This window comes from Roseateles sp. GW821-FHT09G09, assembly GCF_059415965.1.
The window spans coordinates 123,309-144,583 of the sequence record NZ_JBWKOG010000003.1; the positions used below are offsets into that span (position 1 = coordinate 123,309).

General features: G+C 70.3%; 19 protein-coding genes. 16 read left to right on the top strand and 3 right to left on the bottom strand.

Going from position 1 to position 21,275, the window contains the following annotated elements; translation table 11 throughout:
- Nucleotides 1–127: 127 nt before the first annotated feature.
- From AC07O8_RS09075 to AC07O8_RS09120, 10 genes are all read left to right on the top strand, one after another.
- Entirely contained in the window at nucleotides 128–1,735 is a 1,608-nt protein-coding gene (locus tag AC07O8_RS09075; RefSeq protein WP_495047713.1) for a carboxyl transferase domain-containing protein, read from the top strand.
- A gap of 27 nt (nucleotides 1,736–1,762) precedes the next feature.
- Nucleotides 1,763–2,320, top strand: a complete 558-nt coding sequence (locus AC07O8_RS09080; RefSeq protein ID WP_495047714.1) for a GNAT family N-acetyltransferase — start codon at nucleotides 1,763–1,765, stop codon at nucleotides 2,318–2,320.
- A complete protein-coding gene (locus AC07O8_RS09085; protein ID WP_495047715.1) occupies nucleotides 2,317–3,546 on the top strand; it encodes an alpha/beta hydrolase family protein in 1,230 nt (409 codons plus the stop codon). The genes AC07O8_RS09080 and AC07O8_RS09085 overlap by 4 nt, the downstream gene beginning before the upstream one ends.
- Complete coding sequence (locus tag AC07O8_RS09090; protein WP_495047716.1) at nucleotides 3,543–4,355, top strand: enoyl-CoA hydratase/isomerase family protein; 813 nt, start codon at nucleotides 3,543–3,545, stop codon at nucleotides 4,353–4,355. Before AC07O8_RS09085 ends, AC07O8_RS09090 begins: the two co-directional genes overlap by 4 nt.
- Before the next feature lie 12 nt (nucleotides 4,356–4,367).
- A complete protein-coding gene (gene bioA / locus AC07O8_RS09095; protein WP_495047717.1) occupies nucleotides 4,368–5,699 on the top strand; it encodes an adenosylmethionine--8-amino-7-oxononanoate transaminase in 1,332 nt (443 codons plus the stop codon).
- Nucleotides 5,689–6,894 (top strand): 8-amino-7-oxononanoate synthase, encoded by a 1,206-nt coding sequence (gene bioF / locus AC07O8_RS09100; RefSeq protein ID WP_495047718.1) that lies wholly within the window; start codon nucleotides 5,689–5,691, stop codon nucleotides 6,892–6,894. Before bioA ends, bioF begins: the two co-directional genes overlap by 11 nt.
- The gene (gene bioD / locus AC07O8_RS09105) at nucleotides 6,891–7,652 is read left to right on the top strand and encodes a dethiobiotin synthase (RefSeq protein ID WP_495047719.1); all 762 of its coding nucleotides are present in this window, start codon (nucleotides 6,891–6,893) and stop codon (nucleotides 7,650–7,652) included. The genes bioF and bioD overlap by 4 nt, the downstream gene beginning before the upstream one ends.
- Nucleotides 7,649–8,734, top strand: coding sequence for a biotin synthase BioB (gene bioB / locus AC07O8_RS09110; RefSeq protein ID WP_495047720.1), 1,086 nt, complete (start codon nucleotides 7,649–7,651; stop codon nucleotides 8,732–8,734). Before bioD ends, bioB begins: the two co-directional genes overlap by 4 nt.
- A gap of 141 nt (nucleotides 8,735–8,875) precedes the next feature.
- Complete coding sequence (locus tag AC07O8_RS09115; RefSeq protein ID WP_495047721.1) at nucleotides 8,876–10,858, top strand: acetyl/propionyl/methylcrotonyl-CoA carboxylase subunit alpha; 1,983 nt, start codon at nucleotides 8,876–8,878, stop codon at nucleotides 10,856–10,858.
- Between the two features lie 21 nt (nucleotides 10,859–10,879).
- Nucleotides 10,880–11,791: a hydroxymethylglutaryl-CoA lyase gene (locus AC07O8_RS09120; RefSeq protein WP_495047722.1), complete on the top strand. Its 912-nt coding sequence runs from the start codon at nucleotides 10,880–10,882 to the stop codon at nucleotides 11,789–11,791.
- Nucleotides 11,792–11,817: 26 nt separating this feature from the next.
- Here AC07O8_RS09120 and AC07O8_RS09125 read toward each other — a convergent pair whose 3' ends face one another.
- Nucleotides 11,818–12,264 carry a VOC family protein gene (locus AC07O8_RS09125; RefSeq protein WP_495047723.1) on the bottom strand — a complete coding sequence of 149 codons (447 nt, stop codon included), beginning with the start codon at nucleotides 12,262–12,264 and terminating at the stop codon, nucleotides 11,818–11,820.
- 141 nt (nucleotides 12,265–12,405) lie between these two features.
- On the opposite strand from AC07O8_RS09125, the gene AC07O8_RS09130 reads away from it, so the two are divergent.
- The 4 genes from AC07O8_RS09130 (at nucleotide 12,406) to AC07O8_RS09145 (ending at nucleotide 15,467) form a co-directional block, all read left to right on the top strand.
- Nucleotides 12,406–12,987: a ComF family protein gene (locus AC07O8_RS09130; RefSeq protein WP_495047724.1), complete on the top strand. Its 582-nt coding sequence runs from the start codon at nucleotides 12,406–12,408 to the stop codon at nucleotides 12,985–12,987.
- 172 nt (nucleotides 12,988–13,159) lie between these two features.
- Nucleotides 13,160–14,650, top strand: coding sequence for a C25 family cysteine peptidase (locus tag AC07O8_RS09135; RefSeq protein WP_495047725.1), 1,491 nt, complete (start codon nucleotides 13,160–13,162; stop codon nucleotides 14,648–14,650).
- A complete protein-coding gene (locus tag AC07O8_RS09140; RefSeq protein WP_495047726.1) occupies nucleotides 14,640–14,951 on the top strand; it encodes a hypothetical protein in 312 nt (103 codons plus the stop codon). The genes AC07O8_RS09135 and AC07O8_RS09140 overlap by 11 nt, the downstream gene beginning before the upstream one ends.
- 210 nt (nucleotides 14,952–15,161) lie before the next feature.
- Nucleotides 15,162–15,467: an ElaB/YgaM/YqjD family protein gene (locus tag AC07O8_RS09145; RefSeq protein ID WP_297526327.1), complete on the top strand. Its 306-nt coding sequence runs from the start codon at nucleotides 15,162–15,164 to the stop codon at nucleotides 15,465–15,467.
- A gap of 40 nt (nucleotides 15,468–15,507) precedes the next feature.
- On the opposite strand, the gene AC07O8_RS09150 is transcribed toward AC07O8_RS09145, so the two are convergent.
- Nucleotides 15,508–17,841, bottom strand: coding sequence for a GGDEF/EAL domain-containing response regulator (locus AC07O8_RS09150; RefSeq protein ID WP_495047727.1), 2,334 nt, complete (start codon nucleotides 17,839–17,841; stop codon nucleotides 15,508–15,510).
- Between the two features lie 164 nt (nucleotides 17,842–18,005).
- On the opposite strand from AC07O8_RS09150, the gene AC07O8_RS09155 reads away from it, so the two are divergent.
- Together AC07O8_RS09155 and AC07O8_RS09160 are read left to right on the top strand one after the other, a co-directional pair.
- A complete protein-coding gene (locus AC07O8_RS09155) occupies nucleotides 18,006–18,428 on the top strand; it encodes a phage holin family protein (RefSeq protein ID WP_495047728.1) in 423 nt (140 codons plus the stop codon).
- Nucleotides 18,428–18,790 carry a hypothetical protein gene (locus tag AC07O8_RS09160; protein WP_495047729.1) on the top strand — a complete coding sequence of 121 codons (363 nt, stop codon included), beginning with the start codon at nucleotides 18,428–18,430 and terminating at the stop codon, nucleotides 18,788–18,790. Before AC07O8_RS09155 ends, AC07O8_RS09160 begins: the two co-directional genes overlap by 1 nt.
- Here AC07O8_RS09160 and AC07O8_RS09165 read toward each other — a convergent pair.
- Nucleotides 18,781–21,264, bottom strand: a complete 2,484-nt coding sequence (locus tag AC07O8_RS09165; RefSeq protein ID WP_495047730.1) for a YgiQ family radical SAM protein — start codon at nucleotides 21,262–21,264, stop codon at nucleotides 18,781–18,783. The two genes, AC07O8_RS09160 and AC07O8_RS09165, sit on opposite strands and share 10 nt — an antisense overlap.
- Between the last annotated feature and the right edge of the window lie 11 nt (nucleotides 21,265–21,275).

Below are 21,275 nucleotides of genomic sequence, written 5' to 3' on the forward strand. Positions count from 1 at the left end.
GCCCGCCCGGCGATCCCGGAACGGCGCCGCCAGTCAGCGCTCCAGCACAGAATCCAGCACAGAATTGAGCGCGGCTCATAAGACCGTCGACCGTCCAGGACGGTCCCACGACCGGAGACCCAGAACCATGCCCCTGCTGCCCACCAAGCTCAACGCCCGTTCGGCCGACTTCAAGGCCAACGCGGACGCGATGCGCGGCCTGATCGACGACCTCAACGCCCGGCTCGCGAAGATCGCCGAGGGCGGCGGCGAGGCCGCGCGCGCCAAGCACGTCGGGCGCGGCAAGCTGCTGCCGCGGGACCGGGTGGAGATGCTGCTGGATCCGGGCACGCCCTTCCTGGAACTGGCCCCGCTGGCGGGCCTGGACATGTATGACAACGCCGCGCCGGGCGGCGGCGTGATCGCGGGCATCGGCCGGGTGTCCGGCGTCGAGTGCGTGATCGTCTGCAACGACGCGACCGTCAAGGGCGGCACCTACTACCCGATCACCGTCAAGAAGCACCTGCGCGCGCAGGAGATCGCCGACCAGAACCGCCTGCCCTGCCTCTACCTCGTGGACAGCGGCGGCGCCAACCTGCCCAACCAGGACGAGGTCTTCCCGGACCGCGACCACTTCGGCCGCATCTTCTTCAACCAGGCCAACCTCTCGGCCAAGGGCATCCCGCAGATCGCCGTGGTGATGGGCTCCTGCACGGCCGGCGGCGCCTACGTGCCGGCGATGAGCGACGAGACCGTCATCGTCAAGAACCAGGGCACGATCTTCCTGGGCGGCCCGCCGCTGGTGAAGGCGGCCACCGGCGAGGTCGTCAGCGCCGAGGACCTGGGCGGCGGCGACGTGCACACGCGCCTGTCCGGCGTGGCCGACCACCTGGCCGAGAACGACACCCACGCGCTGGCGATCGCGCGCCAGTCCGTGGCACGGCTGAATTGGCGCAAGCAGGGCGAGCTGCGGACGCAGGCGCCGCAGGCGCCGGCCTACGATCCCGCCGAGCTGCACGGCGTGATCCCCACCGACACGCGCAAGCCCTTCGACGTGCGCGAGGTCATCGCCCGCATCGTCGACGCCAGCGCCTTCGATGAATTCAAGGCCCGCTACGGCAACACCCTGGTCTGCGGCTTCGCGCACATCGAGGGCATGCCCGTGGGCATCGTCGCCAACAACGGCATCCTCTTCGCCGAGAGCGCCAACAAGGGCGCCCACTTCATCGAGCTGTGCTGCCAGCGCAAGATCCCGCTGGTGTTCCTGCAGAACATCACCGGCTTCATGGTCGGCCGCAAGTACGAGAACGAAGGCATCGCCCGCGCCGGCGCCAAGATGGTGACGGCGGTCGCGTGCGCGCAGGTGCCCAAGTTCACCGTGATCATCGGCGGCAGCTTCGGCGCCGGGAACTACGGCATGTGCGGCCGCGCCTACTCGCCGCGCTTCCTGTGGATGTGGCCGAACGCCCGCATCTCGGTGATGGGCGGCGAGCAGGCCGCGTCGGTGCTGGCGACGGTCAAGCGCGACGGCATCGAGGGCAAGGGCGGCCAGTGGTCAGCGGACGAGGAGGAGGCCTTCAAGGCGCCGATCCGCCAGCAGTACGAGGACCAGGGCCATCCGTACTACGCCAGCGCCCGGCTGTGGGACGACGGCGTCATCGACCCGGCCGACACGCGCCGCGTGCTGGCGCTGGGCCTGTCCGCGGCGCTGAACGCCGAGATCCCCGAGACGAAGTTCGGCGTGTTCCGGATGTAAGGTGCCGACCTTCGTTCCACCCGCGCGATGACCGCTCCGACGATGACCGACCTGATCCTGCGCCCGCTGGGCGCCGATGATTCCATCGAGGCCCTGACCGCGCTGCTGCATGCGTCCTACGCGTCGCTGGCGGCGCAGGGCTGGAACTTCACCGCCGTCGATCAGAGCGTCCAGACGACGCGCGAGCGCGTGGAGAGCGGGCAGGCCTTCGTCGCGCTGACGGCTTCCGGCCAGCTGGTCGGCACGGTCACCGTCGCGCCGCCGAAGCGGCCCGACGGCCGCTACCTCGGCGATCCGGTGCCCGCGTGCTACACGCAGGCCGACACCGCCATCCTGGCCCAGCTCGCCGTGCATCCGTCGTGCCGCGGGCAGGGCGTCGCCGAGCGGCTGATGGACCTCGCCGAAGCCTGGGCATCTGCCCAGGGATACGCGCACGTGGCGCTGGACACGGCCGAGCCCGCCGAGGCGCTGCGCAGCCGCTACGAGCGCCGCGGCTACGCGCTGATCGGCGACGTGCAATGGGCCGGGAAGAGCTATCGCAGCGTGCTGATGCGCAAGGCGCTGGGCACGGAAGTGCGCGCATGAGCGGCATGAGCGGCTCGATCCGCCCGACCTCCCGCCTCGCGGCGCTCTGCCTGGGCGCCCTCCTGGGCCTGGCCGGCGTTGCCGCGCGTGCGGAGGACACGACCACCGGCGACGCGCAGCCCGCGGCGCCCGTCCGCCTGGCCAACGACATCCGCGAGGCGGTGATCCGCGTGCCGGTGTCGGTCGAGAACCACCTCGGTCGCCCGCTGGACGCGGACCTCATCGTGACCACCTTCCGTCCGCCGGGTCCCGGCCCGTTCCCCCTGGCCGTGATCAGCCACGGGCGCCCGCCGCAGGAAGCGAAACGCGCAGCCATGCCGCGCCAGCGGCTCGAAGCCGCGGCCCGCTACTTCGTCCGCAAGGGCTTCGCGGTGGCGGTGCCCACGCGCATCGGCTACGGCGAGCTCGCGACGGTGGGCGATCCGGAGGCCAGCGTCCGGTGCGACGCGCCGCGCTACGCGTCGGCGGCGGAGGCGGCGGCCGTCGAGCTGTCGGCCGTCGTGCGCCACCTGCAATCGACCGCCGACATCGACGCGACGCGCGTCGTGCTGATCGGTCAGTCCCTGGGCGGCTTCGCGACCCTGGCGACGACCGGCGAACGACTGCCCGGCGTCGTGGCCGCGATCGACTTCGCCGGCGGCCATGGCGGCAACCCCGACACGCGCGCGGGCGAACCTTGCCGGCCCGACGAGCTGCGGCGCCGCTTCGCCGACTTCGGCCGGCGGGCCGCCGCCGGCGGCCAGCCGGTGCCGACGCTGTGGGTCTTCACCGAGAACGACCGCTTCTTCGCGCCGCAGCATCAGCGCCGCTGGGCCGAGGCCTACCGCGAGGCGGGCGGCCTGGTGCAGACGCGCGAGATGCCGGCCTTCGGCGAGGACGGCCACCAGCTGTTCGCGCGGGGCAACGACCTCTGGCAACCGGTCGTCGACGCCTTCCTGAAGCCGCTCGGCTTCCCCCTCCCCGGCGCGCTGCCGCCGCCGGTCGGCGGGGTCGCCGTGAGCGACGAGGTCCAGGGCCTGCCCTCGAACCGCCTCGCGACCGGCTATCGCAAGTTCCTCGCCGCGCAGGAACCGCGCGCCTTCGCCACGAACGGCTCGCGCTGGGGCTACGCCTACGGCGACGACGCCCAGTCGCGCGCGCTCGCGTTGTGCGACCAGTTCACCGACGGCGAGGAGCGCTGCCGCCTCTACGCCGTCAACCGGACGATCGTCTGGAGCAAACCATGACCACGAACGACTTCCTCCCCACGACGCTGCGCGTCGAACGCACCGGCCCGGCCGAGGCGGTCGCGCGCGTCACGCTGAACCGCCCCGACGTCCGCAACGCCTTCAACGACACCGTCGTCGGCGAACTCAGCGCGGTGTTCGAGGCGCTCGGCCAGGACCCGTCGCTGCGCGCGATCGTGCTGGCTGCCGAGGGCAAGGCCTTCTGCGCCGGCGCCGACCTGAACTGGATGAAGGCGATGGCCGGCTACAGCTGGGACGAGAACCATGCCGACGCCGGCCGCCTGGCCCACATGCTGTGGACGCTCTACAGCTGCCCGGTGCCGGTGATCGCCCGCGTGCAGGGCGACGTCTACGCCGGCGGCGTCGGGCTGGTGTCGGTCTGCGACATCGTCGTCGCGGCCGAGTCCGCCGGCTTCTGCCTGTCCGAGGCCAAGCTCGGCCTCCTGCCCGCGACGATCGGGCCCTACGTCGTGCGCGCGCTCGGCGAGCAGGCCTCGCGCCGCTACTTCGTGACGGCCGAGCGCTTCACCGCCGCCGAGGCGCATCGCCTGGGCCTGGTCCACGAGCTGGCCGCCGATCCCGAGGCGCTGGACGCGAAGGTCGATGCGCTCGTGGCCGCGCTGCTGGCCAACGGGCCGGCGGCCGTGCGCGCCTGCAAGCGCCTCGTCCAGGACGTGGCCCATGCCCCGATCACCGCGACGCTGCGCGACGACACCGCGCGCCGCATCGCCGATATCCGCGCCAGCGCCGAAGGGCGCGAGGGCGTGCAGAGTTTCCTGTCGAAGGGCAAGCCGTCGTGGCTCGCTTGAAGGTTTTCCTGAATGTCTGAAGCAGTACGACAAGACTGGCAGCGCCGCAGCCTCGCGGCGGTCTGGCACCCGTGCACGCAGATGGCGCGTGCGCAGGACGTGCCGCCGCTGCCCATCGCCCGGGGGGAGGGCCCCTGGCTGTTCGACCACGAGGGGCGGCGCTATTTCGACGCCAACAGCTCGTGGTGGGTCAACCTGTTCGGCCATGCCGACAAGGGTCTGAACGACGCGATCAAGCGGCAGCTCGACACGCTGCCGCACGTGATGCTGGCCGGCTGCACGCACGAGCCGGCGATCCGTCTGTCCGAGCGCCTGTCCGCGCGAACAGGTGGCGCGCTGGGCCATGTGTTCTTCGGCAGCGACGGCGCGTCGGCGGTCGAGATCGCGCTGAAGCAGAGCTTCCATTCCTGGCGCAATCGCGGACTCACGGACAAGCGCGAGTTCGTCTGCTTGAAGAACGGTTATCACGGCGAGACCATCGGCGCGCTGGCGGTCACCGACGTCGCGATCTTCCGCGACGCCTATGACCCGCTGCTGATGCGCAGCCACATCGTGACCTCGCCCGACCAACGGCTGGGCAACGAGGCCCAGGCGATCGACGAGATGCGCGCGCTGCTGGCCGATCGCCACGACCACATCGCCGCTGTGATCGTCGAACCGCTGGTGCAGGGCGCCGCCGGCATGTCGATGTACGCGCCGAGCTACCTGAAGGCGCTGCGCGCGCTGTGCACCGAGTTCAAGGTGCACCTCATCGCCGACGAGATCGCCGTCGGCTGCGGTCGCACCGGCACGTTTTTCGCCTGGGAGCAGACGGCCCCTGCGACGAAGGCTGACTGGCCCGACTTCCTGCTGCTCTCCAAGGGCATCACCGGCGGCACGATGCCGCTGTCGCTGGTGCTGACGACGGACGATGTCTATGAGGCGTTCTGGTCGCAGGACGTGACGCGGGGGTTCCTGCACTCGCACAGCTACACCGGCAATCCGCTGGCGTGCGCCGCCGCGAATGCCGTGCTGGACCGCTTCGATGCCGGCCAGCTCGAACGCAACCAGCAGCAGGCCGCGTGGCTCACCGATGCCTTCGCGCCGCTGGCGGCCGACCCACGCATCGTCCATCTGCGCCAGCGCGGGATGATCCTGGCCTTCGACATCAATCCGAAGACCACGGCGCCTGTCGAGCGCTTCTCCGAGAAGTTCCACCTCGCGGCCCGGAAGCATGAGCTGCTGATCCGTCCCATCGGCCAGACCGTCTACCTGATGCCGCCGTACCTGATCGACGAAGCGGCCGCGAAGTTCCTCGCGGGCGCTGTGAGCGCGACGCTGGCGGAGGTGCTCCATGCTGCTTGATCACCTGCAATCCAAGCTGGACGCGATCCGCGCCCAGGACCTGACGCGCTTCACCCGCATCGCGGAGACCGGCACCGCGCCGCGTCAGACGGTGCGGGGCGCCGATGGCGTCGCGCGCGAGCTGACCATGTTCTGCAGCAACGACTACCTCGGCCTGGCCGCGCATCCGGCGGTGGCCGCGGCGCTGGGCGAAGGTGCGCAGGTCTACGGTGGCGGCTCGGGTGCGTCGCCGCTGGTGAGCGGGCATTCGCGCGCGCACCACGACGTGGAGGCGCTGCTCGGCCGCTGGTTCGAGCCCCACATCCCGAACGCCAAGGCCATCGGTTTCTGCACCGGCTACATGGCCAACCTGGCGGTGGTGACCGCGCTGGGCGACGCCGACGCGGAGATCTTCAGCGAGACGCTGAACCACGCCTCGCTGATCGACGGCACGCGACTGGCGAAGGCCAAGGTCTCGCGTTATGCGCATTGCGACGTCGAGGACCTGCGCACGCAGCTCGCGGCCAGCACGGCGCGCGTCAAGCTGATCGTCACGGACGCCGTCTTCAGCATGGACGGCGACATCGCGCCGCTGCCCGCGCTGCTGGCCGCGGCGGAGGCGTTCGACGCATGGCTCATCATCGACGACGCGCACGGGCTGGGCGTGCTCGGCGAGAACGGCGTCGGCTCCCTGGAGCATTTCCAGCTGCGCAGCGAGCGCCTGATCCTCGTCGGCACGCTGGGCAAGGCGGCGGGACTCGCCGGCGCCTTCGTCGTCGCGCATCCGACGATCACCGACTACCTGCTGCAGGCGGCCCGCAACTACATCTTCTCGACGGCCTCGCCGCCGGCGGTGGAGCACGCGCTGCTGACCAGCCTGGCGTTGATCCGCGGCGACGTCGGCCACGCGCGTCGTGCGTCGTTGCGCGCCTTGCAGGCGCGCTTGCGCGCAGGCATCGGCGCGCTGCTCGATCGCCATCCGACGCTGACTTGGCGACTGGCCGATTCGCAGACGCCGATCCAGCCGCTGATCGTCGGCGGCAACGCCGAGGTGATGGCCCTCGCCGCCGCGCTGGAGCGCGAAGGCCTGCGTGTCCCCGGCATCCGTCCGCCGACGGTGCCCAAGGGCGAGGCGCGTCTGCGCATCACGCTGTGCGCGACGCACACCGAGGCGGACGTCGATCGCCTGGTCGCCGCGCTGGAGGCCTGCGCATGAGCGCGGCTGCCACTGCCTCCGCCAACGTCGCCGCAGCGAAGCCGATGCCTCCGCTCCACGGCTTCTTCATCACCGGCACCGACACGGAGATCGGCAAGACCTGCATCACCGCCGGTCTGACTCGTGCGTTCGACGGCCTGGGCCGCTACGTCACGCCGATCAAGTCCTTGGCCGCGGGCCAGGCGCAGAACGCCGACGGCGTCTGGGTCAACGAGGACGTCGCCCAGCTGCATGCCGCGCAGACGCAGGGCATGACGATGGACGAGGTCGGCCCGTTGCAGTTCCGCGAGCCCTGCGCGCCGCACATCGCCGCGAAGCTCGAAGGCCGCGCCATCGACCGCGCCGCCCTGCTGGCGGCGATCCGGCGCTCGGCCTCGAAGGGCGATTTCGCCCTGGTCGAAGGCGTCGGCGGCTTCCGCGTGCCGCTCACCGACGACTGGGACACCGCCGACCTGGCCGTCGACCTGGCGATGCCGGTGGTGCTCGTGGTCGGGCTGCGGCTGGGCTGCATCAACCACGCGCTGCTGACGGCCGAGGCCATCCTGGCGCGCGGCCTGCGTCTGGCCGGCTGGGTCGCCAACACCGCCGACCCCCACCAGCCGCATGTGGCGGACAATCTGGCCGCCTTGCGCGCGCGCCTCGACGAGGCCTTGAGCGTGCCGTGCTGGGGCCATGTGCCCCGACTCCAAGATCCCTCTCCCGCGGCCGTGGCCGCGCACCTGCAGCAGCCGCTGCTGTTGAACGCATTGAAAGCATGACGATGAAGCAGACCGTCAACCAGATCCAGACGCTGACGCCCACCACGGACGAGCAACGTCGCAACGCCAAGCCCTGGTCCGTCAACGAGATCGCCGCGCTGTTCGAACTGCCGTTCAACGACCTGCTGTTCCGCGCGCAGCAGGTGCATCGCGAGCACTTCGATCCGAACGCGGTGCAGCTGTCCACGCTGCTGTCGATCAAGACCGGCGGCTGCGAGGAAGACTGCAAGTACTGCCCGCAGTCCGCGCACTTCGACACCGGTCTCAAGGCCGAGAAGCTGATCCCGCTGCAGGAGGTGATGGAAGCCGCCCGCGCCGCCAAGGCCAACGGCGCGACCCGCTTCTGCATGGGCGCCGCCTGGCGCTCGCCGAAGGAGCGCCACCTGGAAGCCATTGGCGAGATGATTGCCGAGGTCAAGGCGATGGGCCTGGAGACCTGCCTGACCGCCGGCATGCTGGGTGACGGTCAGGCTGAGCAGCTGCGCGAGGCGGGGCTGGACTACTACAACCACAACCTCGACACCTCGCCGGAGTTCTACGGCCAGATCATCACGACGCGCACTTACCAGGACCGCCTGGACACGCTGGAGCGCGTGCGCGGCGTCGGCCTGAAGGTGTGCTCGGGCGGCATCGTCGGCATGGGCGAGACCCGCCGCCAGCGCGCCGGCCTGATCGCGCAGCTGGCCAACCTGGATCCGTACCCGGAGTCGGTGCCCATCAACAACCTGGTGCAGGTCGAAGGCACGCCGCTGGCGGGCACCGAGGCGCTGGACCCGTTCGAGTTCATCCGCACGATCGCGGTGGCCCGCATCACGATGCCGCGCGCGATGGTGCGCCTGTCCGCCGGCCGCGAGGAGATGCCCGAGACCATGCAGTCGCTGTGCTTCCTGGCCGGCGCGAACAGCATGTTCTACGGCGACAAGCTGCTGACCACCAGCAATCCGCAGGCCGAGAAGGACCGCCAGTTGATCGACCGCCTGGGCATGCACTGCGCGACCGAGGCCGAGCTGAGCGCCGACGCCGTGCCCGGCTGCGCGCCGGTGGGCGAGAACGCCGCGGCGTCCTGCGGCCATCGCCACTGATCTGACCCGACCTGACGAGCGCGGCGGCAACGATCGTCGCGCGGCCCCGGATGATCGCGACATGCGGTCGTCCGGGTGCACCCGGCGCGAAGCGGCCACAAGCCGCGACGCGTCGAGGACCCGAAACATGAGGAGACACCCGTGTTCAAGAAGATCCTGATCGCCAACCGCGGCGAAATCGCCTGCCGCGTTGCCGCCACCGCACGCCGTCTCGGCGTGAAGACCGTCGCCGTCTATTCCGACGCGGACGCGAACGCGCGCCACGTCCAGGCCTGCGACGAGGCCGTGCGCATCGGTGGTCCCGCGCCGCGCGACAGCTACCTGCAGTGGCAGCGCATCCTCGAGGCCGCCAAGGCCACGGGCGCGCAGGCCGTCCATCCGGGTTACGGCTTCCTCAGCGAGAACGAGGAGTTCGCGCAGGCGTGCGCCGACGCCGGTCTGGTGTTCATCGGCCCGCCGCCGTCGGCGATCCAGGCGATGGGTCTGAAGGCCGAATCGAAGCGCTTGATGGAGCAGGCCGGCGTGCCGCTAGTGCCCGGGTATCACGGCGCCGATCAGGATCCGGCGCTGCTGCGCCGCGAGGCCAACCGCATCGGTTTCCCGGTGCTGATCAAGGCCAGCGCGGGCGGCGGCGGCAAGGGCATGCGCGCCGTTCACGCGGACGAGGAATTCGACGCCGCGCTCGCGTCCTGCAAGCGCGAGGCGATCAACAGCTTCGGCGACGACGCGGTGCTCATCGAGCGCTACGTGCAGCGCCCGCGGCACATCGAGATCCAGGTCTTCGGCGACAGCCACGGCGATTGCGTCTACCTGTTCGAGCGGGACTGCTCGGTGCAGCGCCGCCATCAGAAGGTGCTCGAGGAAGCGCCGGCGCCCGGCATGACGGCGGAGCGCCGCGCCGAGATGGGCGCCGCCGCGGTGTCGGCGGCGAAGGCGGTCGGCTATCAGGGCGCGGGGACCGTCGAGTTCATCGCCGAGCAGGACGGCCGCTTCTATTTCATGGAGATGAACACGCGGCTGCAGGTCGAGCATCCGGTGACGGAGGCGATCACCGGCCAGGACCTGGTCGAGTGGCAATTGCGCGTGGCCGCCGGCGAGCCGCTGCCGCTGAAGCAGGACCAGCTGCGCATGCACGGCCACGCGATCGAGGCCCGCATCTGCGCCGAGAACCCCGAAGGCGGTTTCCTGCCCGCGACCGGCACGCTGTCGGTGGCGCGCTGGCCGTCGCATGAGGCCTTCCGCCGCGCCGACGTGCGCATCGATTCCGGCGTGGGCGAGGGCGACGCGATCAGCCCGTTCTACGACTCGATGATCGCCAAGCTGATCGTCTGGGGCGAGACGCGCGAGCAGGCGCTGGCGCTGCTGGACGCGTCGCTGCGCGACACGCACATCGTCGGGCTGCACACCAACGTCGCGTTCCTGCGCCGCTGCGCGGCGACGGCGTCGTTCACGAACGCCGACCTGGACACCGCGCTGATCGAGCGCGAGAAGGCCGTGCTGTTCGGTCAGCCGGGTCTGCCGCTGGCGGATGCCGCGGCGGCCGTCGTGGCGCACACGCTGGCGGAAGAAGCGCTGACGGAGTCCGAGGATCCGTGGAGCCGCCGCGACGGCTGGCGGATGTTCGGCGCGGCGCAGCGCCGCTTCGAGCTGGAGGTCGACGGCGAGCATCACCAGGTGCTGCTAGCGCGCCACCATCACGGCAGCCTGTCGCTGACCGTTGGCGGCGAGTCGATCGCGCTGGCGGTGCGCTCGAAGGGACCGGAGCAGCATGAGCTCTACCTGGGCGAGCGTCGCGTCACCGTGTCGACCTACAAGGTCGGCGAGCAGGTGGCGGTGTTCGGTGCGCATGGCTCGGCGCTGGTGACGGAGGTCGACGTCATCGCTCACGCCGGTCAGGGTCAATCGGAAGCGGGTCGACTGACCGCGCCGATGCCCGGCAAGCTGGTGGCTTTCCTGGCCCAGCCGGGCGATGCGATCACCAAGGGCCAGCCGCTCGCGGTGATGGAGGCGATGAAGATGGAACACACGATCACCGCGCCGCGCGACGGTGTGGTGGCGGAACTGCTGTTCGCGATCGGCGACCAGGTCGGTGATGGCGCCGAGCTGCTTCGGCTGCAGGCGTGAGACTGAGTTGAGGATCAAGCGATGACTACATTGCCCACCCGCGTCACCCTCGTCGATGTCGGCCCGCGTGACGGCCTGCAGAACGAGAAGGAGAACGTCGGCACGGCCGACAAGGCCAAGCTCGTCTCGCTGCTGCAGGACGCCGGCCTGAAGGAGATCGAGGTCACCAGCTTCGTCTCGCCGAAGTGGGTGCCGCAGATGGCGGACAACACGGCGGTGATGGCGGCGATCGAGCGCCGGCCCGGCGTGCGTCACAGCGTGCTGGTGCCCAACATGAAGGGCCTGGAAGGCGCGCTGCCGACGAAGCCGGACGAGATCGTCGTCTTCGCGGCCGCGTCGGAGGCCTTCTCGCAGAAGAACATCAACTGCTCGATCGCCGAGAGCATCGAGCGCTTCGCGCCGGTGGTGGCCGCCGCGCACGAGGCCGGCATCAAGGTGCGCGGCGCGCTGTCGTGCGCCGTCGGATGCCCGTACCAGGGCGACGTGTCGGCCGATGAGGTCGAGCGCGTCGTCCAGTTGATGAAGGCCATCGGCGTCGACCACCTCGGCGTGGCCGACACCATCGGCGTCGGCACGCCGCGCAAGGTGCAGGCCGCGATGGCGCGGGCGCTCAAGCACTATCCGCTGGTCGAGGTCAGCGGGCATTTCCACGACACCTACGGCCAGGCGCTGACCAACATCTACGCCTGCCTGGAGATGGGCGTCCACACTTTCGACGCGAGCGTCGCCGGCCTCGGCGGCTGTCCATACGCGAAGGGCGCGACCGGCAACGTCGCAACCGAGGACGTGGTGTTCCTGCTGAACGGCCTGGGCATCGAGACCGGCATCGACATCGACAAGCTCGTCGACGCGGGCGCGTTCATCTCCGGCGTGCTGGGCCGGCCGCCCGTCTCGCGCGTGGGGAAGGCGATCCTGGCGAAGCGCAAGGGGTGAGGTCGCGCGGGGGCGTGCCGGGGGCCTCAGCCCCTGACCCGCTCCACGAACCACCACAGGTGGCCGCCCAGGTCGAGCACGCCGTAGCTCTTGTCGGCCCAGTACTCGGGGCCGTAGTCCTCGATCTTCGGTTCGTAGACGATCGTGGCGCCCGCCGCGCGGGCGCGTTCGCAGTGCGCGGCGGCGTCGTCCACGTACACCATCAGGCTCTGCGTGTTGGCGCCGCCCACGCCCTTGGGGCTGCGCAGCGGGATGCCGAAGCGCTCCGAGCGTTCGCCGCCGCCGCACTCGCTGACCATGATCAGCGCGTCACCGAAGGTCAGCTGGCTGTGGACCACCGAGCCGTCATCCCCGTCCACCCGCATCTGCACTTCGAACCCGAAGGCCTCGCACAACCATGGGATCGCCTCGGCGGCGCTGTCGTAGAACACGGCGCTGGACAGACGCGGCCAGCCGGCGGGCGTGGGTTTCATCGCAACTCCTGGGCAACAGTTCGGGGACGAAGCCAGGCTTCAGCATAGGCGATCCGACCTCGGATGCGCGAACGGGTGCAGCTCGAACCATCCGTTCGCTCCGCCAACCAAGACGCCTTTCCACGTTCGAAAGGCGATTCGATGAAAGTCTCCCTCCGGCAGATCGAAGGTCCGTGGACCGCGGGTTTCGTGCTCGACAAGCAGGTGCTCAGCAGCGTCTACCTGGGGGACGACCGCGAAGGTCGCCCGCGCTTCGACCACACCCGCACCGACGTCGGCGAGGCCCTGTTCCAGCTGAAGCACCGTGGCAACAGGTCGCAGGCCGAGCCGCTCGCCCGCGCGCTGCGCAACTTCATCCTGCCGCGTCTCGGACCGGTCGGGTTCATCGTGCCGATGCCGCCGTCGCGCGTGCGGGCCTGGCAGCCCCTGTCGCTGGTCGCCCGCGAACTGGCGCTGCAGATGCGGGTTCCCGTGTTCGAGCGGCTGCTGCTGAAGACGCCGCTGTCGTGCCCGCTGACGGACTTCTCCACGCGCGAGGAACGCATGCTCGCCCTCGTCAACGCGTTCTCCCTGCACGACGAGGTCCGCAACCAGGGCCTGTGGAACGCGCTGCTGATCGACGACGTCGTCGACAGCGGCGCCACGATGGAGACGGCCAGCCTGGTGCTGCGCAGGTACCACAAGGTCAACCACCTGTATGTCGCGGCGCTGACGTGGACATGAGCGCGGCGCGCGGCCGACGCCCAGCCAGCGGTCAGCCGGGGGAGCCCGCATGCACGCTTGATGACAGGCGGGCATGGGCCTCCCACGCTCGTGCATTGCCGCACGGGCCGCCGATGCCTAGGATCAGGCCTTTCCGGCCCGAGAACCGGAACGACCGACGAGGAGGACCTCCATGGACAAGCTGGTGATCGTTCATCGCGGCGCGTTGCGCGCCAAGTACGGCGCCGCGGCGCTCACGAAGATCGACGCGGCGTTGAAGGCGCTGGCCACCGCGGACAAGCGGCGCGGCGTCGACACGCTGGTCGTGGCGGTGGACCTCGCCTCGGCGATGAAGCCCTACGGCGTCGCGCCCGTGCCGGCGCGGCCGGACGCCAAGTCGCTCAAGGGGGCCATCGACGCGCTGGCCCATGCGCGTCTGCCCCACTACTTCGTGCTGCTCGGCGGGCCCGACGTGCTCCCGATGGTCCCGTTGAAGAATCCGGCGCACGGCGGCGAGCTCGGTGACTCGGACAAGCTGGTCCCCAGCGACCTGCCGTATGCCTGCGAGGCCGCCTACTCGACCGACCCGAACCGCTTCCTCGGGCCGACGCGCGTCGTCGGCCGGCTGCCGGACCTCGCCGGCGCGACGACACCCGCGCTGCTGCTCCAGCTGATCCGCGCCGCCGCCCGCCACAAGGGCCTGCCGCGCGATGCCTTCGCCGACAGCTTCGGCCTGTCGGCCGAGGTCTGGCAGGGCTCGACGCGCCTCAGCCTGACCAACACCTTCGGCAACGCGGACCGGCTGCACCTGTCGCCGCCCGGCGGACCGAAGTGGGCCAAGGCCGATCTGGCGCCGCGGATGCATTTCATCAACTGTCACGGCGCCGAGGACATGCCGGAGTACTACGGCCAGCGCGGCGAGGACTTCCCGGTGTCCCTGCGCTCGGCGCTGCTGCGCGACCGCGTCACCGCCGGCACCGTCGTCGCGGCCGAGTGCTGCTACGGCGCGCAGCTCTTCGATCCGGCGCTGGCGGACGGCGAGTGGCCGATGGCGCTGCGTTACCTGGCCGATGGCGCCTGCGGCTTCGTCGGCAGCACGACCGTCGCCTACGGCCCCAGCGACGGCAACGGCTCGGCCGACCTGATCTGCCAGTATTTCCTGCAGCGCGTGCTGGCCGGCGCCTCCCTGGGCAGGGCCTTGCTCGAGGCCCGTCAGAAATTCGCCGGGGAGCGCACCCACCTCGATCCGATGGACCTCAAGACGTTGGGGCAGTTCTACCTGCTGGGCGATCCGTCGCTGCAGCCGGTCGCGGGGTCGGGTCATGCCTTGTCGCGGACGAAGGCGTTCCGCAAGGCCTTCGCCACGGTCGAGGACCGCGGTGTGCGCGGCCTGAGGCGCGAGCGCCTGGAGCGCGAGGGACGCAACCTGGCGCGTTCGCTGCCCCGGCTGCTGCCCACCGACGCGGCGCCCGCCAAGGCCGTGGCCGAGGCCGTGCAGCCGATGCTCAAGGAGTCCGGCATCGCTCCCGACCACTGCACGCCCATCAGCTACCGCATCGCGGGCGCGCCCGGCCAGCGCACGGTCCACGTCTACAAGGGCTGGGTCGATCGCCGGCTGCTGGCGCTGATCGCCACCGAACAGGACGGCCGGCTCCTGCACGTGAGACGCATGCATGCCCGCTGACCACGACGACCACGACGACGACCACGGCGACGCCGCCGTCGGACCTTCGGAGCGCCTGCGCGGCCGCCTGTGCCGGGAGCGCGCCGACGCCGGCAGCAAGAGCGAACGCCTGGCGCTGCTGCTCGCCGTGACCGGCGGCGATCGCGTGGTGCTGCGCCGCGCCGGCGCGAATCCCTTCCGAGATCCGGAACTGGACGCGCTGGAGGGTCAGGTCTTGATCGTCGAAGGCGAACGCCGCGAGCGCTATTTCCTGGTGCGGCACTACACCGTTTGCGGCGACGATGACGGTTCTTGCCGGTGATTCCCGCGCTGACGCGTCCCGACCCGGGAGCGAAATCTGCCGGAGGGCAGGGCAGGGCCTGTTGCATTGGCGAATGGGCAAGACCGTGTGCCGCGGTCGGACACCCGTCGGGGCGACTTGCCGGGGACTGCTCGACAGACGTACAACCGGACTCCGGCCCGCGCCGATGCGCTTTCTGATCCCACAAACCGACCAAAAGGAGTCATGCTCATGGCCAAGACCTCTCCCTCCGACCGCCTGCTGAACGACCTGAACCAGGTGGTGAGCGACGCCGAGTCGCTGCTGCGCGCCACGGCCGACCAGACCAGCGCCGGTGCTTCCGAGCTGCGGGCCCGCGTCCAGTCGACGCTGGACCGCGCCAAGTCCAGCCTGGGCGAGTTCCAGTCGGCGGCGGTCGATCGCGCGAAGGCCGCCGGCAAGGCGACCGACGACTACGTGCATGACAACCCGTGGCAATCCGTCGGCGTCGCGGCCGGCGTCGGCCTCCTGATCGGGCTGCTGCTGACCCGCCGCTGAGCGGGAAGGAGATCGGCGGCGGCGTTCGCGCCGCAGTCGATCAGCGTCCGCCGTTGACCGGCGCGGCGCAGGGCGGCGCCAGCACCGCAGGTGCGGCCGCCGGAGGCGGATTCGTCTCCCAGGCCTTGGGCGCGGCCAGCCAGCGGTCCAGTTCGTCCGCCGGCATCGGCTTGGCGAACAGCCAGCCCTGGCCTTCATGGCAGCCCAGCGCCAGCAGGTGCTGGCGTTGCTCCTCGGTCTCGATGCCTTCGGCGACGACCCGCATGCCGAGGCTGCACCCGAGGTTCACCACCATCTGCGCGATCGTCGCGCCGGCGGCGGAGCTTTGCGCCTCGCGCACGAACGCGCGGTCGATCTTGAGCCGCTCGACGTCCAGGCGACGCAATTGGCTCAGGGACGAGAAGCCGGTGCCGAAGTCGTCGATCGCGACCGAAGCGCCGGTGCCGCGGATCTCCGCGAGCACGCGCAGCACGGCAGAGACCTCTTCCATCGCCATCGACTCGGTGATCTCCAGCTCCAGCGCGGCGCCGGGCACGTCGGCATCGGCCAGCGCGCGGCGGACCGTGTCGATGAAGGCCGGATGGCGGAACTGCGCCAGCGAGATGTTCACCGCGATGCGGAAGTCCGAGTAACCGGCGTCGCGCAGCTGGCGCACCTGGCGGCAGGCGGTCCTCAGCACGAATTCGCCGATCGGGACGATCAGGCCGGACTGCTCGGCCAGCGGGATGAACTGGTCGGGCGGCACGAACTTGCCTTCGTCCGTGCGCCAGCGCAGCAGCGCCTCGGCGCCGATGACGCGGTGCGTGGCGAGCTCGACCTGCGGCTGGTAGACGACGAACAGCCGACGCTCCTCGAAGCTCGCGCGCAGGCCCTTGAGCAGTTTGAAGCGCTCGCGGGCGTCGATGCCCATTTCCGGGGAGAAGTACTGCGACGCGCCGCGGTTGCCCGCCTTGGCGCGCTTGAGCGCGATCTGCGCGTCCAGCAGCAGCTCGGAGCCCAGCGCGCGCGACTGGGCGAGTCGCACCAGGCCGGTCGTGGCCGACAGCTGCAGCCGTTCGCCGGCGACGGTGAAGGGGTCCTCGAAGGCGGTACCGATGCGCTGGCCGTTGACCATGTCGTCCGGTCCCAGCAGGCCGAACGCGTTCGACGAGATCCGCGCCATCGCGGTGTTGAACCCGAGCCGCTGGGCGAGGCGTTGCGACACCGCCTGCAGCACCTGGTCGCCGAAGCGGTGGCCGAAGGCGTCGTTGACGTCGGCGAAGTCGTCCAGGTCGATCAGCGCGAGCGTGATGCCCTCGGGCGACTTGAGGTTGTGCTCCAGCAGCTCGATGAAACGGGTGCGGTTGGGCAGCTGCAGCAGCGGATCGTTGTAGGCCTGGTCCGTCAGCTGCGTGTAGAGCATGACGTTCTCGAAACCGACGGCGATGTTGGAGCAGAACGCGCGCAGCAGCTGGCGGTCGAGCTCGTCGAGCTCGCGTTGGACCTCGACCAGCGCCGCCATCGCGCGTCCGCTGGGCAGACCGAAGAACAGGACGGTGCAGCCGTCCTCGTACAGGTTGTGGCCCGCCGACAGGCAGCGCCCGAGCAGCTCGCGGATCTTGCCCGCCGGCACCGCGTGCAGCGGCCGGTTGATCAGCGAGCTGTACTGGCCGGCGGCCGCGATGACGCGGGCCTCACCGCTGGCGTCGCCGCTGTGGAGGCTGTTGGCCTGCACGCAGACCAGCCCTTCGGGCAGCGTGCCCAGCAGCGCGCACAGCTGCGTGACCACGCCCTCGGCGAAGCGGTGCAGGCCGTGCTGGCGGCCGAGCTCGGTGCTGGCCTCGACGATCATCTCCAGGCCTTGCCGGTTCGCCTCCAGCGCGCGGATCTGGCGGTACGACCGGATCGCGGCGGTCAGCACCGTGTAGAGCCGGGTGCGGGTCAGTTCCGACTTGGTCTTGTAGTCGTTGATGTCGTAGGCCTGGACCGTCTCGATCTCCGGCGCGTAACCGGGCTGGCCGGTCCGCAGCACGATGCGCACGGCGCGTTGGCGCAACTCCTCGCGGATGTGGCGCACCAGTTGCAGGCCGGCGTCGTCGGACTCCATGACGACGTCCAGCAGCACGACGGCGATGTCGGGTTCGTGGCCCAGCAGCGAGCGGGCCTCGGCGGCGGACTTGGCGTGGAGGAAGGTCAGCGGCTGGCCTTCGACCTGCAGGCCTTGCATCGCGAGCTCGGTGGCCTTGTGGACGTCGGTGTCGTCGTCGACGATCAGCACCCGCCAGGGCTTGCCGGCTTCGCCGGTCTCCTCGACCGCGTGGTCGTGGTCGTCCAGGAACTGCAGCAGGTCGTCGTCATCGACGGCGGAGTGCGGCGTGTGCTGGCGATCAGGCATTGAATGGACCTTGTCAGGCCGGCGGCGCGGGGGCCGCGCAACCAGGCGTTACCGCACTGTAGCCCAAGGCCCGCGGCCGAATCGGACAAAGAACGCCCTCGTTTCCCCCGATTCAGTGATAGCTTTCGCACACGGAGAAGGCGGACACAGAGGAGAAACAATCGATGGATTCACGCGATCCCGGGCTGACGGAGCGGCTGCGGCGGGTGGCCGACCGGGCGCTCGAACTGGCCCGCGTGCGGCTGGAATTGCTGGGCGTCGAACTGCAGTCGGAGCTGCTGCGCCTATTCGGCGCGCTGACCGCGCTGCTGCTGGCCTTGATGCTCGGCGTGGCGGCGCTGCTGATGCTGGTGTTCGCGGCGCTGCTGTGGGTGCCCGACGTCTGGCGGGCCCCGGTGGGGGCGGGGCTGGGGACAGCCTTCCTGATCGGTGCCGCGGGATGCTGGTACTGGGCGAAGCAGCAGCTGGCGGCGGGCAAGCCGTTCGCGGCGAGCGTCGCGGAGCTGGCGCGCGACCGGCGGGCGCTCGAGCCCGAGGACGGTCAGGGCGGCCTGGGCGGTCAGGACGGCCAGGGAGCCCGGCGGTGATGTGGGGTGACGCGCAGCAGCGGCTCCAACTGCGGCAACTCGAACTGCAGCTGCGCAGCGCCGAGCTGCGGCTCGGTTTGCGGAACGAGGTGCAGGGGTTGGAAGGCCCGATGCGATGGGCCGAGCGCGGGCATGCGCTCTACCGGCTGGCGGGTAGCGTGCCGAGGCTCTGGCGGACGGTGGCCGCGCTGGCTGCGGCCGGCGGTCTGGCGGGCCTGATCAGAGCCTTCCGCCGGCACGGCCCCGAGGCCGCCGACAGTTCGCCGGGACGGATCGCCCGCCTCTGGGCCTGGATCAGCCTGGGATGGAAGGTCTGGCAGTGGGTGAAGCCGGCGGCGCCACCTGCCGACGATCAGCGCTGACCGCGCTTGGAGGCAGGTTTCGGCGCCAGCTTGCCCGTCGGCGCGGACTTGCTACCACCCGGCACGGACTTGCCGCCCGTTGTGAGCTGGGCACGCGGCGCCGGCTTCGCACCGGTCACGCGCGGCGGCAGTCCGGTGTGCTGCGTCAGGATCTGGCCCGAACGCGGCTTGTTCGGCGCGACCTTCTCACCGGCCTGTGTCGAGTTTTTTCGGCGCGCTGATTCGTAGCCGCCGTCGGTCGCCGGCTGGAAGGTCGGGATCAGGTGGTGCTTCCCGTTGCCGATCAGGTCGGCGCGGCCCATGTCCTTGAGCGCCTCGCGCAGCAGCGGCCAGTTGTTGGGGTCGTGGTAGCGCAGGAAGGCCTTGTGCAGGCGTCGGCGACGCTCGCCCTTGACGATGTCGACCGGCTCGCTGTCGCGCGTCACCTTCTTCAGCGGGTTCTTGCCCGAGTGGTACATCGCCGTGGCCGTGGCCATCGGGCTCGGATAGAAGGTCTGCACCTGGTCCGCGCGGAAGCCGTTGCGCTTGAGCCAGAGGGCCAGGTTCATCATGTCCTCGTCGGCCGTGCCGGGGTGCGCCGCGATGAAGTAGGGGATCAGGAACTGCTTCTTGCCCGCCGCCGCGCTGGCCTGTTCGAACAGCTGCTTGAAGCGGTCGTAGGTGCCGATGCCCGGCTTCATCATCTTCGAGAGCGGGCCGCCCTCGGTGTGTTCCGGCGCGATCTTCAGGTAGCCGCCCACGTGGTGGGTCACCAGCTCCTGGATGTACTCCGGCGACTCGATCGCCAGGTCGTAGCGCAGGCCGGAGCCGATCAGGATCTTCTTGACGCCGCGCAGCGCGCGGGCGCGCCGGTACAGCTTGATCAGCGGGCCGTGGTCGGTGTGCAGGTTCGGGCAGATGCCCGGATAGACGCAGCTCGGCTTGCGGCAGGCGGCCTCGATCTCGGGGCTCTTGCAGCCGATGTGCCACATGTTGGCGGTCGGGCCGCCGAGGTCCGAGATGATCCCGGTGAAGCCCTTGACCTTGTCGCGGATGTCCTCGATCTCGCGGATGACCGAGTCCTCGCTGCGGCTCTGGATCACGCGGCCCTCGTGCTCGGTGATCGAGCAGAAGGTGCAGCCGCCGAAGCAGCCGCGCATGATGTTGACCGAGAAGCGGATCATTTCCCACGCCGGGATCTTGGTGGCGTGGTCGTGGCTGCCGTTCTCGTCGGCGTAGACCGGGTGCGGGCTGCGGGCGTAGGGCAGGTCGAAGACGTGGTCCATCTCGACCGTCGTCAGCGGGATCGGCGGCGGGTTCAGCCAGACGTCGCGATCGACGCCGCCGGACGAATGCCGCTGCACCAGCGCGCGCGCGTTGCCGGGGTTGGTCTCCAGGTGCAGCACGCGGTTGGCGTGGGCGTAGAGGACCGGATCGCTCTTGACCTGCTCGTAGGCCGGCAGCCGGATGACGGTGCGGTCGCGCGGCGTGACCAGCGCCCGGCCGTCGGTCTTCGACAGCGTCTGGCGGATGATCTTGATCGGCTTGATCTCGGGCATGCCCGGCTGCGGCGGCGCACCCGACGCCGGGGCGCCCGGTGTGCCCGGTGCCCCCGGTGCGCCGGCGGCCTGCGCCTGTTCCTGCTGCTTCGAGCAATCGGTGCCTTGGTCGGCGGCCGCTTCCTCGGTGGTCATGTAGGGGCTCAGCAGCGCATCGATCTTGCCGGGGGCGTCGACGTCGGTCGAGTCGATCTCGAACCAGCCGTCCAGCGCGGCGTCGTCCGGCCTGCGCATGAAGGCGGTGCCGCGCACGTCGGTGATCGACTCGATCGGCTTCTTCTGCGACAGCCGGTGGGCGATCTCGATGATGGCGCGCTCGGCGTTCCCGTAGACCAGCAGGTCGGCCTTCGAGTCCACCAGGATCGAGCGGCGGACCTTGTCCTGCCAGTAGTCGTAATGCGCGATGCGGCGCAGCGAGGCCTCGATGCCGCCGATGATCACGGGGACTTCCTTGAAGGCCTCCTTGCAGCGCTGCGTGTAGACCAGCGTCGCGCGGTCGGGGCGCTTGCCGGCGCCGCCGCCCGGCGTGTAGACGTCGTCCGAGCGGATCTTCCGGTCCGCCGTGTAATGGTTGATCATCGAATCCATGTTCCCGGCCGCCACGCCGAAGAACAGGTTGGGCTTGCCCAGGGCCCGGAACGCGTCCGGCGAGTTCCAGTCCGGCTGCGCGATGATCCCCACGCGGAAGCCCTGCGCCTCCAGCGTCCGTCCGATGACCGCCATGCCGAAGCTCGGGTGGTCCACATAGGCGTCGCCGCTCACGATGATGATGTCGCAGCTGTCCCAGCCCAGTTGCGTCATCTCCTCCCGCGACATGGGCAGGAAGGGGGCAGGGCCGAAACGTTTCGCCCAGAACGGGCGGTACGAGGTCAGCGCCTTCTGGCCGGTCTTCTTCAGATCGGACAGCGGACGGGTAGGCGGAGGAGCGATGGACACGGCGGCGGCTC